We start from the raw sequence: 14,538 nt of genomic DNA, 5'->3' as shown, positions 1-14,538 counted from the left end.
TGTTGTTAAGATGTTAGCTCTCTGCTTCCAGGACAGGCACCTGGAATGTCACTCGTGTCCCCCGACCCGTTCCCGAGTCGATTTCCATGTGCCCACCGAGCAGTTCAACGCGTTCCCGAATCAAATTTAATCCCAGATGTCCGGTCTTATCCATAATATCCGGATCGAACCCCTTACCATTGTCCGCAACACTTACCTTAATCACCACATCGTCCAGATGAATCCCGGCTGTTATTTGCAATTTACCTGGAATGTCTTGATTATGCCGGTAAGCGTTGCCAATCAACTCCTGAAGTGCCCGGAAGATCATAACCTCCAGGAATGATTGCAGACGTCTTTCACTCCCCTTAATGGTTAAATGGATATCACAGCCAGTCTGCTCTTTAAAACTCTCAACATAACGCTTGATGGTGGGAAAGAGCCCAAGATCATCCAGCATCATCGGCCTGAGCTCAAAAATAAAGGTGCGCACTTCTTTAAAAGTGCTCATGGCCGCATTCTTTAAGTTGGCCATTTCTTCCTTCGCCCGTTCCTGGTCAACGTCCAGCAAGCGAGCAACAATCTCTGTTTGAACAATAAAATTAGAAAGCGCCTGGGCCGGCCCATCGTGCATTTGCCGCGATAACCGTTGCCGTTCAGCCTCCTGGGCATTAATCACCATCTCCAGGGAGGCAGGTCGATTGCTGATCGCAACCCGTGAATTCCCGTGCGCCCGGCTGTCCTGTGCCAGATAGTTCCGAACCTTTTCCAAAAGGTTTAAATATCTGCGCAACGATTCTTCGTCATTCTGAAGCTTCTCGAGCTGCCCGCGCATCACCAGTAAGCGCTGTTGTGCTTCAAGCGCCGAGTTGTAGGCAATTTTTATATCCATGCGAGGCATGGTATCAAATTGCGCCTGAACCTGTTGTAAATGAGAGGTAATGGTCGCATTCCTTTGGGTTAATTTTGCCATCTCTGATTGGCTCTGTTCCAGCATCAGAGAGACTTCTTTTAAAGTCTGGCGTACCCTCTCGTATTCCTCTTCGATCTCATCCACGAAAGAGGTCTGCGATTCTTCTTCGGGCGTTACCGGCACCTGGAGAGTCATGCTTCTTCTCCTGCACTAATACCAGAGGGAAATGGGACGTTTTTTGATTTCGAACCAGCATAGTATACTATGAGTACATTCTACAGGCAACATCCGCAACTCGCTCAAACCGTGAATAACACCCCTTCTATGAAATCATCCCGTATACCATTGATCTTTCTTATTTGGGCTATCATTGTCCTCACCGGCTATTATTTTTTTCACCCACTCTTGCAATCCAATCAGTTAAAACCCCTGCTCGATTTTTCCAGAAACTTCATCCTTTCCGGGTCAATCGTGCTAGCCTGCGCAGGGATAGGCACATGGCTGATGAGAGTCCACCAGCCACCCGATCTTGCTCTCCAATCCATGCTCGCTGCCCTTGGAGCAGGAGTATCAGGGCTGGTCTGGCTCGGAATCGGAGCACTGGGTCTCATGAATGGGTGGTTATCCTCTGCTTTAATCGTATTGTCTTTTTTCATTTTCCGAAAAGAGATTTACCTGTGGTGTCAGGGTTTCAAGCAATGGAAAACCCTCTGGTGCCTGTGGCGGCCAGTGGAGAAGTGGCTGGCTGTTGGAAGTATCACCCTGATCATCTTCCAGCTTGGGATCGCCGCTGCCCCACCTGTAAAATATGACGCTCTCACCTACCATCTCGCCTTACCCCGCTTGTACCTGGAAGCCGGCAGGCTTGTTTTTACCCCTCATATCCCTTACTGGGGGCATCCCCAGCTGGTCGAAATGCTGTATACCTGGGCAATGACCCTGGGAACGCCATCTTCAGCCGCCCTTTTATCCTGGTGGTGCAGCCTGCTCTTCTTATCGGGTATGGCAGGTTTTGCTTTCACCTGGTTGCCCAAAGTCACCGGGAAGCCACCCTTTTCATCGCAGGTAGCGTTGTACTCTGTGATTTTGATTCTTAGCAGTACAACTGCGCGCTGGATGATGGCATGGGCCTATACCGATCTCTTCTCCGCATGGTTTGGACTGGCCGCATTCCACGCTTTTTTTCTCTGGCAAGAGACCGGGAAGCCCTCATGGATCTCCTGGGCAGGAACCCTGGTGGGCTTTGCAGTGGGCACTAAATATACTGCCGGAATTCTTGGAATTGCCGTCTTTGGGCTGGGGGTTTTTCTCCCTGGCCTGCGCAAATTCTCCCTGCGCCAGTGGACAATTGGGGTTGCCCTTGCTTTGCTGGCCTTTCTTCCCTGGGGTTTAAAAAATTATTTTTCAACCGGCAACCCGCTTTTTCCCTATATTTTCCCGACACCCGCTTATCCAGCCGAACGCCTGGCTGCGGCGAATCTCCCCCCTGGGGATTACAGCATCCTGCCACAACTCATTTTACCTCTCTACATCACCTGGACGGGGATCGATAGTGCATCCGGGGCAGGAACAGATCTGGGGCCGTTGTTGATCCTTTTTGCCATCCCGGGGGTTTTCATGTACCGTCAGAACCCAACAGCCCGGTTTCTGGGAGCTTCACTTGTAATCGCATGGGGTACCATCGCTCTAGCAGGGGCACGGTACCCTCACCTGCAACAGACTCGTCTGTACTTTGCATTACTTCCAGCTCTGGTGGCCCTCGCGAGTTGGGCCTGGCCCAATTTGTGCTCCCTGAAGATCCCCCAGGTGTCCCTTCAACCTATCATAACAGCAATGGCTTTAATCATTTTGATGACTTCCATTTTCCAGGATGCCATTCATTGGGCCCGTATGAGAGTAGTCCCCTATCTTCTTGGCATCATTACTGAGGAAGAATACCTGCAAGAAAATTTGGGGGCTTATATTTACGCAATGAAAGCCATCGATCAATTACCCCCAACCTCAAAGATTCTTATGCTCTGGGAAGCGCGTAGCCTGTACGCTCCCCTCCATGCCATTCCAGACCCATGGATAGACATCTGGCGCGAAGCCTACCGCACCCAATCTGATCCAAACTCCATTTTGGAGAAATGGAAGAGTGAAGGTATCACTCACCTTCTGGTATATCAAGGCGGAGCTGATTTCATGCGCGCCGAGGACCGAGCCATCTCTTCAGCAGGTTGGGAATCGTTTGATCGGCTACTGGCTTCTTTGCCTGCGCCGGTAAACGTGGGAGGGCAGTATTATCTTTTATATCAGGTACAACCACCCCATTAAACTCACTTCCAGCGATAAACAGCCATATTTTCACCACCTGCGGCAGGCGCATAAATCCCACCGGTAGTGAAAACGACTTCTTTTCCCTTCGTTAATTCCACATACCACCCCGGGAAAGTCACAAGCCATTCCACATTCATTCGATCCAGCGTCCTGGCCAGCGCTTCTTCATTGCGTAAAACAGGGATAATCTCCGGTGAGACCAACCCGGCCAGATCGATTAATCGGCGGTGACTGAAGTAACCGATGGCACCAATATCATGTGCTGCGATGAGATCGCCAGGTTGAGTGTTTTGCTCGATCCATTTCGCTGTAGCCACCATTTCTGTCTGAACGATCGCCACATCAGTAGCATAGGCTCTCGCGCCAAGGACGAGAAACCCTGCCCAGGTTAACCCTGTCCCAAGTTGCCAGCTGCGCAAAAGGATAAAACGCCACCGGCTTAACGGAATTGTTCGGATCAGGTCTATACTCCCCATCCAACCAAGAATAAAGAACACAGGCATGGCTGGCATTAGATAACGCCCGTGCTGATAAGTAACCGGCAACCGAAGCGCATACAATAAAGCCATTCCTGTAAACCACAACCCCATCCCGGCCAGCGCCCATCTCCGGTACCTGAAGGCTTGTATACAGCAATAACAGAAACCGACCAGAAAGAAGACTCCCGCCCCAATCAAAGGCAATGAAAATTGTTGACCAACCCTCACCCAAATAGACTGCTCCAGAAGCGCCGCATATTCCGCCTGTTTCGCGTAAAAAGTATTCGGCCAGATTGAACCACTTAACTGCCAGTTGAAATACAAATAAGGTAGTGTCAGAATAAGGAAACCGGCCAGAAACTGGAAAAATCGAAGCATTCGTGTCCATAATTTTTGAGGTGACAGGCCAAGCACCAAAAAAGCTGGCCCCAAAAGGGTCACGCCGTCCGGCCGAATCCAGAGTGCCAGCCCAACCAGAACCCCGATCATCAACCAGCGGATATTTTCTTTGCTCAAAAAATAAAAGCTTAATAAGACCACACAACCAAGAGCTAAAGTTTCCATCCCTGAGAGCGCGGCCCAGACCAGATGCCATTCGCCTGCCAGAAACAAACCCACCCACGGAACAGTTCCCCTGCCTGTCCAATCCCAGACCAGATTCTGCCCCGCCCAGGCAATCACCATCAGGCATAGCCACCCGAGAACGAAAGTGAACCCATACGGCATGCCAGCGTTGATCCAATACCCTGCCGCCAGAAAAAACGACCACAGAGGGGCAGTAGACCCCGCCGATGGCTGGCCCGGGATAAAAGCCCATTCCCCGATAACAGCCAGATTACGGGCATAAGTCTGATGAATCCAGGCATCATCTAATGGGAACCCAATCCCGGCCATCGAGGCACTGAGGCTAAGAAAAAGCGCGCATACACCGATCCCCATCACCGGTACCATCCACCATGTTTTGGTGGAAAGAGCAAAGGATCTACGGAAGAATTTCATAAATCCGCGCGTCTCCAAATCGCATAAGAAATTTAAACCCTCTGGATATACCCGGGTGGAAATACAGATCAGGCAGGTGGCCCGAATTATTCTGGTCCAAAATCAGGTACTTCACCCCATACCTCTCGGAGGCCGCCCGTACTGTGGTCTCATCACCAAAGGGAATAACGACCGCGGCTCGCCCCGTGGCCAGATAATATCCTGGTGGATTATTCACCATCACCGGCTCACAGGGAGAAATGCCCAGCCTTTCCAGCACCATCTCAATTTGTGAATAAGCCTCTGTGCCTCCTCCCCATGGAATACCCGTTTTCCCTCCATGGATTTTTTGCAAAAAAAGCCCTGCCGTAAGAAAGACACATACCAGCACCAGCAGCACCTCCAGAAACACCTGCACCTGATGCCCCCGCTGCCAGTGGCGCCACCCGGACACGACCATTACCGTTCTTTGGATTCCCACCGATGCCATGACCCACAAAAAAGGCTGTACGCCCGCACCGGCATGAAAGAAGGATCCATTAACCCCCTGATATGGAAATACCAGGCTGAACATCAAGAAGATACCAGCCCAGAGTAATAAACCCACTTTAACGACACTACGCTTCCAGCAAGTAGCCATTCCCACCCCAATGAACGGGAACAATGCAATGCTTCCCTGAACAGCCACCGCAGTCTGGAAATTTGTTACCACTGCCTGCCAGATTCCCGAACCAATCCGTTCCCATCCCCCACTCAACCACCGTGCGAAAGTCAGATCTTGAGCCGGGTAAAGGAAAAGGTCTTCATAACGGGTTAACCACAGAGCCCGTCCACTCCCTGGCGGTAGTAAGCGATGAAATACCATCAGATTACGGGCAAACCAGAACGATCCAACGAACAGAAACCCCAATATACAGAGCACCCCCACAGCCAAAAGGGACTTCACCCTTTGTTCCGATTCATTCCAGACTTTCCACCCCAGCCAGCAAAGAGCAATAACCAGCCAGAGGAGACCATCCGGACGCGTCATATACATCAACCCTGTAACCACCCCTAACCCTGCAGCCTGCATTTCAATTTTCCCTGCTGGCCAGCCAGTCATTACGAAAAAAGCCATTCCCAGGAGCATATACAGCGCAAAAGAGTCGGTCACAGGTAAATAGACTCCATAAAATACCGGGAAGAGCGCCAGAGCCCCTCCGGTTACTGCCAGCTCCCAATCCCCATGGAAACGATATCCAAACCACACCGTCAGCGGAGGGACCAGGGCAGATAAGAGCCAGAAAATCAACCGTGCGCCGGTAAATGAACGAAAAAGCCAGAATCCCGGAACAGCTACTAAAGAGGTTAGTGGCATCCAAAAGGTATGAGAAGGAGCGATCAGGCTTGGTGGATCGTCCAGATAGTTCCAGAGGAACGGCTGAGTCATTCCCTTACCTTCGGCTAGTCTGACGCTCATTGCATAATAATATTCGGCGTCCATGTATCCCGGTGCTTTTTGCATGCCTCCCCCCACCGTCACCAGAAGCAACGCCACAAGAAAGAAAGCCCCGTAGAAGAGCTTACGGTTTCTCAAAGACATACACCTCCAGGTCGTTGTAGAAGCGATGCGCAACCTGGCGATATCGGCTCCTCAGCCAGAGAAGGGATGGATGCTCCGCTTCACCCAAATCTCGATATTCCTGAATTGTCTGCGTAAATACAATAAAATAAACTCTTCTACAATTTCCAATCGCACTTTCGAGGTCTGGCTTTGGAAAAATTCCCATCGCTAACTGCGAACCCGGTGCAAAAGTGTCATTTCCACTGCCGGGAATATCTTCAATAAATTCCTGCGGGAGAGAAGGTGCATAAAAACGAAAAGGGAAATAACTCAACTTATTATCGTGAACCACCACTTCACCCTCTCCGATCTCAGCGGATAAGTCTGTTGCCGCCTGCTGGAAAGGGGAACGTGGAAACTGATCAAAGAATGCCTGGTTCGGGATACCTATTATAGCGCCCAAAAGAAACCCGCCCAGGATCAACTTTCCCACCCCTTGCTTCCACTGATGAGAGATAACCCAGCCGCTTAATGCGAGGAACGCACTGTGAGCTACAATGAACGCCCGTGGGATAAAGATAGGTTTAACGAAATAAGACAGGACAAACAATATAAGCGGAAGACCACAACAGATAAAAGCCAGAAAATCAAGTCCATCCTCACTGACGCGGTTTCGAACCCAGGCAAAGGTCACCAACGCCAGCGTTTCTAATCCCAAAAACACCCCCAAGGCCAGCCAGAAGCCTTGAAGAGGCAGCCCCGTCACCCATATCACCGGAATTTGGATCCATTCAACCAGGCCAGGGCGCCCCTGCCACCAGGCGGCCTGAATTTTTGCCACCTGCCCGGGGACATACAGCAACCAGGGCAGAGCAGCCAGAGCAATCACACCCTGGGCAAGGACCAATTTAATCAGGGTTTTCCACTTTCGTTTCAAAATCAGGAACAAATCAGGCAGGATCAAACCAATACCGGCCACATTATGCGTGTACATGGCCACCACCCCAAACAACACCAGCCCCACCCACGCAATGGCTCTCTTTCGAGGAAACAGGTTGTCGTCCCGAAGGATTCGATAAAAGAAAAAGAAGTAACCAAGCTGTGCACACTGCAGGAGAGCGTAATTCCGAAGATCCTGGGCATGATAATATTGAAAGGGAGAGATAGCCATCAGCAAGGCCGCCCAAAGCGCTGAGCTTTCATTGGTCATTTCCGCGACCCAACAATACACCAGCACCACTCCTCCCATCGATAAAACTACGCTTAAAATTCGCAGGAAACCAGTCGACTGCCCCATTCTCATCCAGAAATGGAGAAGAAAATAATACAAAGGGGGCATGGTGTCTGCGGCGGTGCCCTGGATAATCTCACCGAGATTACGCTGAGCTAAAAAGATACTGAAGGCATCGTCATATTGGATTCCCCGGGATTGTATATTGACCAATCGGATTAATAAACCACCCACCAGGATGAAGGTTAAGGGCATCCACCTGGGCCAGGCAAGTGAACGGAAGGCACGCAATGGGATCATAAGTCTATTTGCTCAAGCCATGGACGCCGTAGCTGAACCGCCCACCAGCGTACCCAGTATAGCAAGAGCAGAAGGAAAGCTGGCAGAGGGAAAAACATGATTGGGCTCTGGATCGGTTGATCCCCGTGCTCAACCGTGGTTAAGAATATCGCCCAAAGGCCAACCAAAAGGATAAACAAAAGGAATAAAATAAACCAGTTACCTCGACCTCGCCAGCGTTCATCCAGCAGCCCCAGGCACATGATGAGCACCGGGAAAAGAATCACAAAGTTACCGGGATCGGTTTGAATTCCAACCCATTGACTGGCGGTAAGAGTCAGGCCAACGGTCCAGAGGAACCCACGCATCTCCGCCTTACGCGCGGCCCACCATTCAACCAGAAGAATCAGTGCAACCAGAACAGTTAATAACCACCCCAGTCGCTGACCAAAGATAGGCCACCAGGCTTGAAATGCTGCCCCCGGCGTTCCCGGTGGATTATAAGATGGGTAGCGTATCACCTCTCGAAGATTCTGGATCAGCCAGTCTGGCAAGATAAGAGCTGCCCCGGCTACCAGGAGAAAAAGTGTGGCAAAGAACCAGATTAACATTCGCAACCGCCGTTGCACCAGCGCCCAGGCAATAATCCATACCAGAATGACCACCACAACCTGAGGTTTAATGGTTGAAAAGGCAAAAAGTACCCCGGCAAACTCGTCGGCACCATTACGCAAAGCCAGCAGTCCCCCCCATAACAAGACCGCCACAAGAATCACCGCATTCCCATTGATCAACGGTCTGAGGCCGTGATACCAGAATAGAGAAAACAGAATCAAAACCGTCGTCATCCACAACGAAGGGCGCCAGCGAAAAAGACGAAAAGAAAGAATGACCAACCCCACCAACCCCATTTCGAGAAGGGTCATCCAGACGGCCCGGGCCAGCTCAAATTGTTTAATGAGGGCAAATGGAATAAAAAAGAACACCGAATATAAAGGATAGGCTACACGCAGTTCATGCTCTCCTGGCCGGGCCGGCCTCCCGTACGCAAAAGTCTGAATACGTACTGCCACTTCATCACTGTAGGGGCTGATCCCTTCTTCCAGAAGCGCCCTGCTACCCATCCAGTGAACGAGAAAATCATTTCCCCCCGGATTCTTCCGTGTATAGTTATAATTTCCCCAGGTGATACCTGCTATAACCACCAGCCCAAGAACGAATAACAGATAGGGTAAAGCCCAATGAGTACGCCTTGGTTTCAAGGGTTGACCTCCCTGGTAAAAAAAGATACCGATTCAATGAATGAGTTTCCAGCCTTATTTTATATCAGGAAAGATCAGCCAGAAGTCTTTTCATGGAAAGGGATTTAAATGAATTTAACCCTCTCGCTGGCTCAGCTTTATATTACCCCTGGAAAAGTGGCTCTCAATTTGCAAAAAGCACTCAGCGCCATTGAAGAGGCCGCCAGGCAAGGCAGTCAGATCATTCTTCTTCCAGAGTGTTGGAGCAGCGGATACGATCTGGAAAACGCCTCACGCCATGCCGCTCAGACACCCCAAATACTCACTGAGTTAAGCCGACTGACCAGGCAGTTTAACCTCTGTATCGGTGGTTCACTTCTGGAAAACTCACCTACTGGAATTTTCAATTCCTTCCTCTGGCTCGATCCGCAACATGCAGACCCCATTCGATACCGCAAAATTCACCTGTTCCGCCTTATGGATGAGCACCGCTGGCTTCAACCCGGCAACAGCCTGCAAATGGCTTCTACCCTGTGGGGAAAAGCCGGGTTGGCCATCTGTTATGATCTCCGCTTCCCGGAATTGTTCCGTTCTTATGCCCTTCAGGGGGCTGATTTTTTCTTTCTGAGCGCAGAATGGCCTGCAAAGCGGATTCACCATTGGAAAATTCTCACCCATGCCCGCGCCATTGAAAACCTGAGTTTCCTGTTTGCAGTCAACTGTATCGGTCCGGCCACTCGAGATGAGTTTGGTGGTTGCAGTATGGTGATCTCACCCTGGGGTGAAACCCTGGCCGAAGCCAGCTCCAGGGATGAAGAACTCCTGACTGTGACCGTAGATATCGACCAAATCTCTAGGGCGCGAAATTTCCTGCCGATTTTCCAGGATCGCCGCCCGGATATTTATCCGTTGAGCTCTTAAGGCAGCCGGTGTAATATCACCGCAACATTGTCCCGATAAACTTCTTTCCAGCCAGAGGTCACCCTTAACTCCCTGACCAGCGCCGATTCCGTGGGCATAAGCACCCATTGAACGTCATAACGGGCCAGAATTTCCTGCCAGCCTTCATCAAGAGTAAGGACTTGTTCATATTCCCGGCTCAAAGTCTCGCCGTAGAAATCCGTCTGACCATCAATAAAAACAGTAATCCCTGGCCATGCACGATACAGAAGGTATCCCCCCCATGGAAAATAATTAAATATCTTCCCCGATTGCGGATTTTCTTCTACCCAGTCCAGTGCGGCCACAGGAAATACCCGGGCATCGAACGTATTACCCTGCCTGTTAAAATCGAGCCGAATCCCTTGATTCAATGCTAAACCTGCCAGCACTACCACCACTCCAGCCCAGAGCCACCCCCCGAACTGCTTTTCAATAACAAGCCACCGATCATCGATAAGCCGCAAGCCTTCTGCCACCTGCAATCCCGGACGTAAACCGTCCACCAGTTTTTGAATCGCTATGGCCAGTACTGGAGCGACGATTATAGCGCTCAGAGGTATATTTCTCTGGCTATATAACCCCATAACCAACCATCCACATACCAAAAAAATCTCTGGCGCTCTGAGACGTTTTTCCAGCAATCCAAAGGTCAGAAGGGCCAGACCAATCATTAATAGAAACGGCCAGGTACTGGGATGATGAAAATCGGGAGATAAATATTCCGCAGTATGCCCAACAAGATAGGCATTACTCACATAGCCAAGACTGGTGCTCCATAAACGGAAACCCACCGGGTTGATCAGGGTTGCAAGGAAAGAAATCAACCCTCCGAGAGCCATCCTCCATATCGATGATCCCTGTATTTCCAGTGATCCTTCAATCCAGCGTTCCCAGATCTGGCCAGCCAGGAACAACACCCATACAGCAAACCCTGCCACAAATGCCCCATGGAAATTGGCCCACATCCCCATCACAAACGGCATGGCCACCCAGACCTGCCACTTCCCATGACGAATCTGATCCAGTAATCGAACCCAGATCACCAGAAATAAAAAAGTAAAAATATGCGGGCGGGTCAACCAGTGAAGGCTGGCCGCCCCAATCGCCAGCAACGCACAAAACAGCCCCACAATCAGGCTCTGGCTCGCACGAATGCAGGCCTGGAAAACCAGGGTGAAAGCAGTGGCAATCACTATGGCAGTCAATAAAACCACTCCGTTTAGCCCCATCCAGCGATAAGCAAGAGCAAAGGAAATTTGAGCCATCCATTCATGAGGGGTTAATTCCTGGCCAGTCATGGTGTGAGAGAAAAGATCAGTTGTAGGAATGCTCCGGGTTGCGATGATATACTCCCCAATCGTAAGATGCCGGCCCAGGTCTCCATCCACATTCATCATCGTCGGGCCAAGAGCCAGCACCCCCCAAAACAGAGCAACCCAGAACACCAGCCTGAGATTAGGCATGAGCATTTTTAACATCAGAAGCGATCTCCATCGGTACATCAAGGTTTTTCACCAATACCAAGTTCTTCAGGGGCTACCTTCTGGGAGAGGGCATAAAAAATGTGATAGTCACCAATGGTCTTTTCCTTCCAGGTGATCCCCAACCTCTGAAAACCATCCGTGATCAGCCTGTCAAGAGCAGGGTTATTCGTGGTAATATATGCAACCCGCAGGCTGGACTTTACGAGATCGTCATAAGGAGCATACCGATTATCTCGACTGGTATACCGTAGATCGGTATGATAAGGCAAACGTGGAACGAACAGAAGGCTCTCAGATGATTGAAATGCCAGCGGATATGCAACCCAGTAATGAGTGTACCCGCGCGTCTCCCCCTGGTCTTTAAGAAATTGAATTAACTCTTCATCATACCGATGTTCAATAATGGTTGGGGCATGAAATTGTGTGGTTAATCCCGGGGGGTAGGTTAAACCGGTTTGCAGATTCCCGACAACCTGAAAGCTCACAATGCCCATCAGCGCCGCACTCCTTAACCACCGGGGTAGCTGGCTATAACAGGCTCCAGTAGCTACCATTAATGCCAGAGGAACTGCCAGAGGCAAGAAATACCGCCCCGAAGGATCGACTCCAAAGGCAGTGAATACGAAGCCGACGATTAGTGTCACCCCCACCCCCAGGAGAAGTCGGTACCCCTTTTGTACTTCTGTTTGACGCCTTGCCAGACGAGCACATGCAAACAGAAGAATCCCCCACCCTGCCACTGCGAACGGAATCAGAGGAAAGGCCAGCCATTCCACCGCCCAGGGTGGGCGCAACCCAAAGATCACAGGTATCCCGAGTAACACAAAGTAAACCAGATGCAATCCACTCCGCGCCAGCCACGGCACCTGTTCTACTGAAACTGCCGAGCCGGTCAACTCCGCAACGAGCTGATACCAGCCATGGTACAGAGCGTACCACCACCACGGAAAAGCCCCCAGCAATCCCCCCAATCCAATCCAGAGAAACATCTTCCCCATCTTATAAATATTTTGGCGGTGATGAACAATCAGAAACACCAGAGCAGGTACAACATAGACCATGGTCAATGCGTTTGCCCAAAGGCCCAAACCAGCCAGCCCACCCCATAAGAAAGCCTCTACAACCCGAAAACGCCTCCAGAGTCTGACGGTAAGCAGTAATATGAAGTTACCCAGCAACAGAGCTTCTCCATACCCCCCAAGCGAGACCGTGGTATATAAAGTCATATTAACCGTTGGAATACTCAATAAACCCGCGGCAATCAGCCCTACCCCACCTGAAGAAAACATCTCTTTTCCAAGAAAGTAAGTCGTAAGCAGAAGACCAAGGTAGAGCAAACTTTGCACTGCACGAATCACCCAGATATGTTCCCCAAAAAGGAGAAAGCCTAGCGAAACGAGTCCGGCATCCAGGCTCCCCATGTAACTCTGGCCATAAAAAAATACGGGCCTTTCCCCTTGGAGGATATGTCGGGCCATCAATCCAACTACCGCTTCATCTGCATTGAAAGGTACGTGCCCTGAAAAGATCAACCAGCCTTTCCAGCCCATGGAAACGAAGATAATAAAAGTAAGGATCAGAAATTCCAATTTTATAATTTTCTTCAAGGCTTCCTCGAAAAAATTAATAAACCCTTACTGCCGTACATGTCCGTTTCGATCGTTTTCACCAGATGATATTCCTGGAGAAATTTTGGTTCACGCAACAGCCCACGCCTTCCATACACCTCCAGGATCACTACCCAATCAGGCCTGGTATCAAGAATAAGCTGGGGGGAGACGGCGTAGTTAATCACATAAAGATCCGAATTAAGGGGGTAGTACCGAGTGGCAATGGGAGAGTTCAATCCCACCAGATCAAGGATACCCAGGTTAGTATCAAACCCCAGCACACCAACATCTCCGGCTGCCAGAGTATCTCCAGGCTGAGCCATCTCCTTCACCCATTGAGCTGCCTCTTTGTAGAGCAGTTCCAGCTGAATATATGCCATGTCTGGCGCAGGTCGTGCCGGGCCGTGGTCAGGGCGCCATCGCCAGTCCAGCAACATAGAAACCATAGCCAGCCCCGTCAGGGTTGCCCCCACGCCGAGGATGACCCAACGCCGTTTACTCAAAGATGAAATGACCCTGGCACCTCCAAAGAAAATAAGAAAAATCCATGCAGGAAGAGGAGGAGTCAGATACCAGCGGAAAATGAGGGGATTGGGTAAAGCAAAGGCGACAAAATACAACCATGGGTACAGGAGATAAGGGAGAAAACGAGGCTCTCTGCGAAAAACCGTGAATGTTCCAACCAGCGCGAGAAATGGATACAAAAATAGCCCCACCATCACACTGGCCGGGTAACCCAGAAGGTTGTAATCCATAAAAGGGGTCGCATAATGCTGTAATAAACGGATTAAAGCGGCCCCCGGTTCTAAGCGATACGCCAGGATTTTTGCCTGAACCGATTGTGGAATGGGATTTCCAAAAAATGTAATCGAAAATATAAGCCACAATGCTACCGGTAAGCCCGCTGCCACAATGGCTCGGAGTGGCATCTTCTCTCTTCCTCTAAGGGCCTGAATAACCCAAAACAAACCCAGCGGGGCAAAGAGAAGCGTGGTATCCACCCGCGTCAGAAACGCCAGTGCGCCAAGCCCCCCCGTAAGGGCATATCTCCGCTCCAGAAAGGCCCATACCCCTCCGGTAAGCAAACACACGACCAGGCTTGTTTCCATGCCGCCAATGGCAAAAGTGACCGAAAATGGGGCAATCGCCCAGAGGATTCCCGCCGCCAGCCCTGCCCCCGAGGAACCCGCCTTTTTCCCCAGGTTCCACAGTAAAAGACAGGTAATTCCATCAGCAACAGTGTTGATAGCCAGAGCCAGGCTGGAGAAATCCGCATCCTGCCCACCGGTCAGCATTCCCATGCCAGCCAGCAACAAGGTGTAAAGGGGAGTGGTCGTACCGAGAACTTTCTCCCCGGGGTTGTATACAAAGCCATACCCGCTCAGTAAATTACGGGCATATCGAAACGTTATATACGCATCATCAATCGTGCGCGGCCCAGGGATCACCCTGGCGAGAATGGCGAGAGCCATCAGGAAAATTGTAATGCCCCATCGAAATGGTTTCATAACCAAAATTATAGCCCGGCTCTTCCGGCCGG

General features: G+C 50.6%; 10 protein-coding genes. 2 read left to right on the top strand and 8 right to left on the bottom strand.

Translation table 11 applies throughout. The annotated features are described in order from the left end of the window. Positions 1–13: 13 nt before the first annotated feature. Positions 14–1,087: an ATP-binding protein gene (locus ATHL_RS05450; RefSeq protein WP_062190592.1), complete on the bottom strand. Its 1,074-nt coding sequence runs from the start codon at positions 1,085–1,087 to the stop codon at positions 14–16. Between the two features lie 129 nt (positions 1,088–1,216). On the opposite strand from ATHL_RS05450, the gene ATHL_RS05445 reads away from it, so the two are divergent. Then, positions 1,217–3,208: an ArnT family glycosyltransferase gene (locus ATHL_RS05445; protein WP_162787599.1), complete on the top strand. Its 1,992-nt coding sequence runs from the start codon at positions 1,217–1,219 to the stop codon at positions 3,206–3,208. Positions 3,209–3,210: 2 nt separating this feature from the next. On the opposite strand, the gene ATHL_RS05440 is transcribed toward ATHL_RS05445, so the two are convergent. Genes ATHL_RS05440 through ATHL_RS05425 form a run of 4 tightly spaced genes read right to left on the bottom strand, consistent with a single transcriptional unit; the run spans position 3,211 to position 8,983 of the window. Next, on the bottom strand, positions 3,211–4,689 hold the full coding sequence (locus tag ATHL_RS05440; RefSeq protein WP_062190590.1) for a hypothetical protein: 1,479 nt from the start codon (positions 4,687–4,689) through the stop codon (positions 3,211–3,213). Further along, positions 4,673–6,250, bottom strand: a complete 1,578-nt coding sequence (locus tag ATHL_RS05435; protein WP_062190589.1) for a hypothetical protein — start codon at positions 6,248–6,250, stop codon at positions 4,673–4,675. The genes ATHL_RS05440 and ATHL_RS05435 overlap by 17 nt, the downstream gene beginning before the upstream one ends. Next, positions 6,231–7,742 (bottom strand): glycosyltransferase family 39 protein, encoded by a 1,512-nt coding sequence (locus ATHL_RS05430; RefSeq protein WP_062190588.1) that lies wholly within the window; start codon positions 7,740–7,742, stop codon positions 6,231–6,233. Before ATHL_RS05430 ends, ATHL_RS05435 begins: the two co-directional genes overlap by 20 nt. Beyond that, on the bottom strand, positions 7,739–8,983 hold the full coding sequence (locus ATHL_RS05425; protein ID WP_062190587.1) for a glycosyltransferase family 87 protein: 1,245 nt from the start codon (positions 8,981–8,983) through the stop codon (positions 7,739–7,741). The genes ATHL_RS05430 and ATHL_RS05425 overlap by 4 nt, the downstream gene beginning before the upstream one ends. A gap of 108 nt (positions 8,984–9,091) precedes the next feature. On the opposite strand from ATHL_RS05425, the gene ATHL_RS05420 reads away from it, so the two are divergent. Next, entirely contained in the window at positions 9,092–9,883 is a 792-nt protein-coding gene (locus ATHL_RS05420; protein WP_062190586.1) for a nitrilase-related carbon-nitrogen hydrolase, read from the top strand. Here ATHL_RS05420 and ATHL_RS05415 read toward each other — a convergent pair. Genes ATHL_RS05415 through ATHL_RS05405 form a run of 3 tightly spaced genes read right to left on the bottom strand, consistent with a single transcriptional unit; the run spans position 9,880 to position 14,506 of the window. Then, positions 9,880–11,367, bottom strand: a complete 1,488-nt coding sequence (locus tag ATHL_RS05415; protein WP_162787598.1) for a hypothetical protein — start codon at positions 11,365–11,367, stop codon at positions 9,880–9,882. The genes ATHL_RS05420 and ATHL_RS05415 overlap by 4 nt on opposite strands. A 38-nt stretch (positions 11,368–11,405) precedes the next feature. Beyond that, positions 11,406–12,977 carry a glycosyltransferase family 39 protein gene (locus ATHL_RS05410; RefSeq protein WP_162787597.1) on the bottom strand — a complete coding sequence of 524 codons (1,572 nt, stop codon included), beginning with the start codon at positions 12,975–12,977 and terminating at the stop codon, positions 11,406–11,408. Positions 12,978–12,991: 14 nt separating this feature from the next. Next, positions 12,992–14,506, bottom strand: a complete 1,515-nt coding sequence (locus ATHL_RS05405) for a glycosyltransferase family protein (RefSeq protein ID WP_062190580.1) — start codon at positions 14,504–14,506, stop codon at positions 12,992–12,994. Positions 14,507–14,538: the final 32 nt, after the last annotated feature.

Origin of the sequence: Anaerolinea thermolimosa (assembly GCF_001050195.2) — a bacterium.
GTDB lineage: Bacteria > Chloroflexota > Anaerolineae > Anaerolineales > Anaerolineaceae > Anaerolinea > Anaerolinea thermolimosa.
This window is presented reverse-complemented; position numbering and strand designations above follow the sequence as displayed.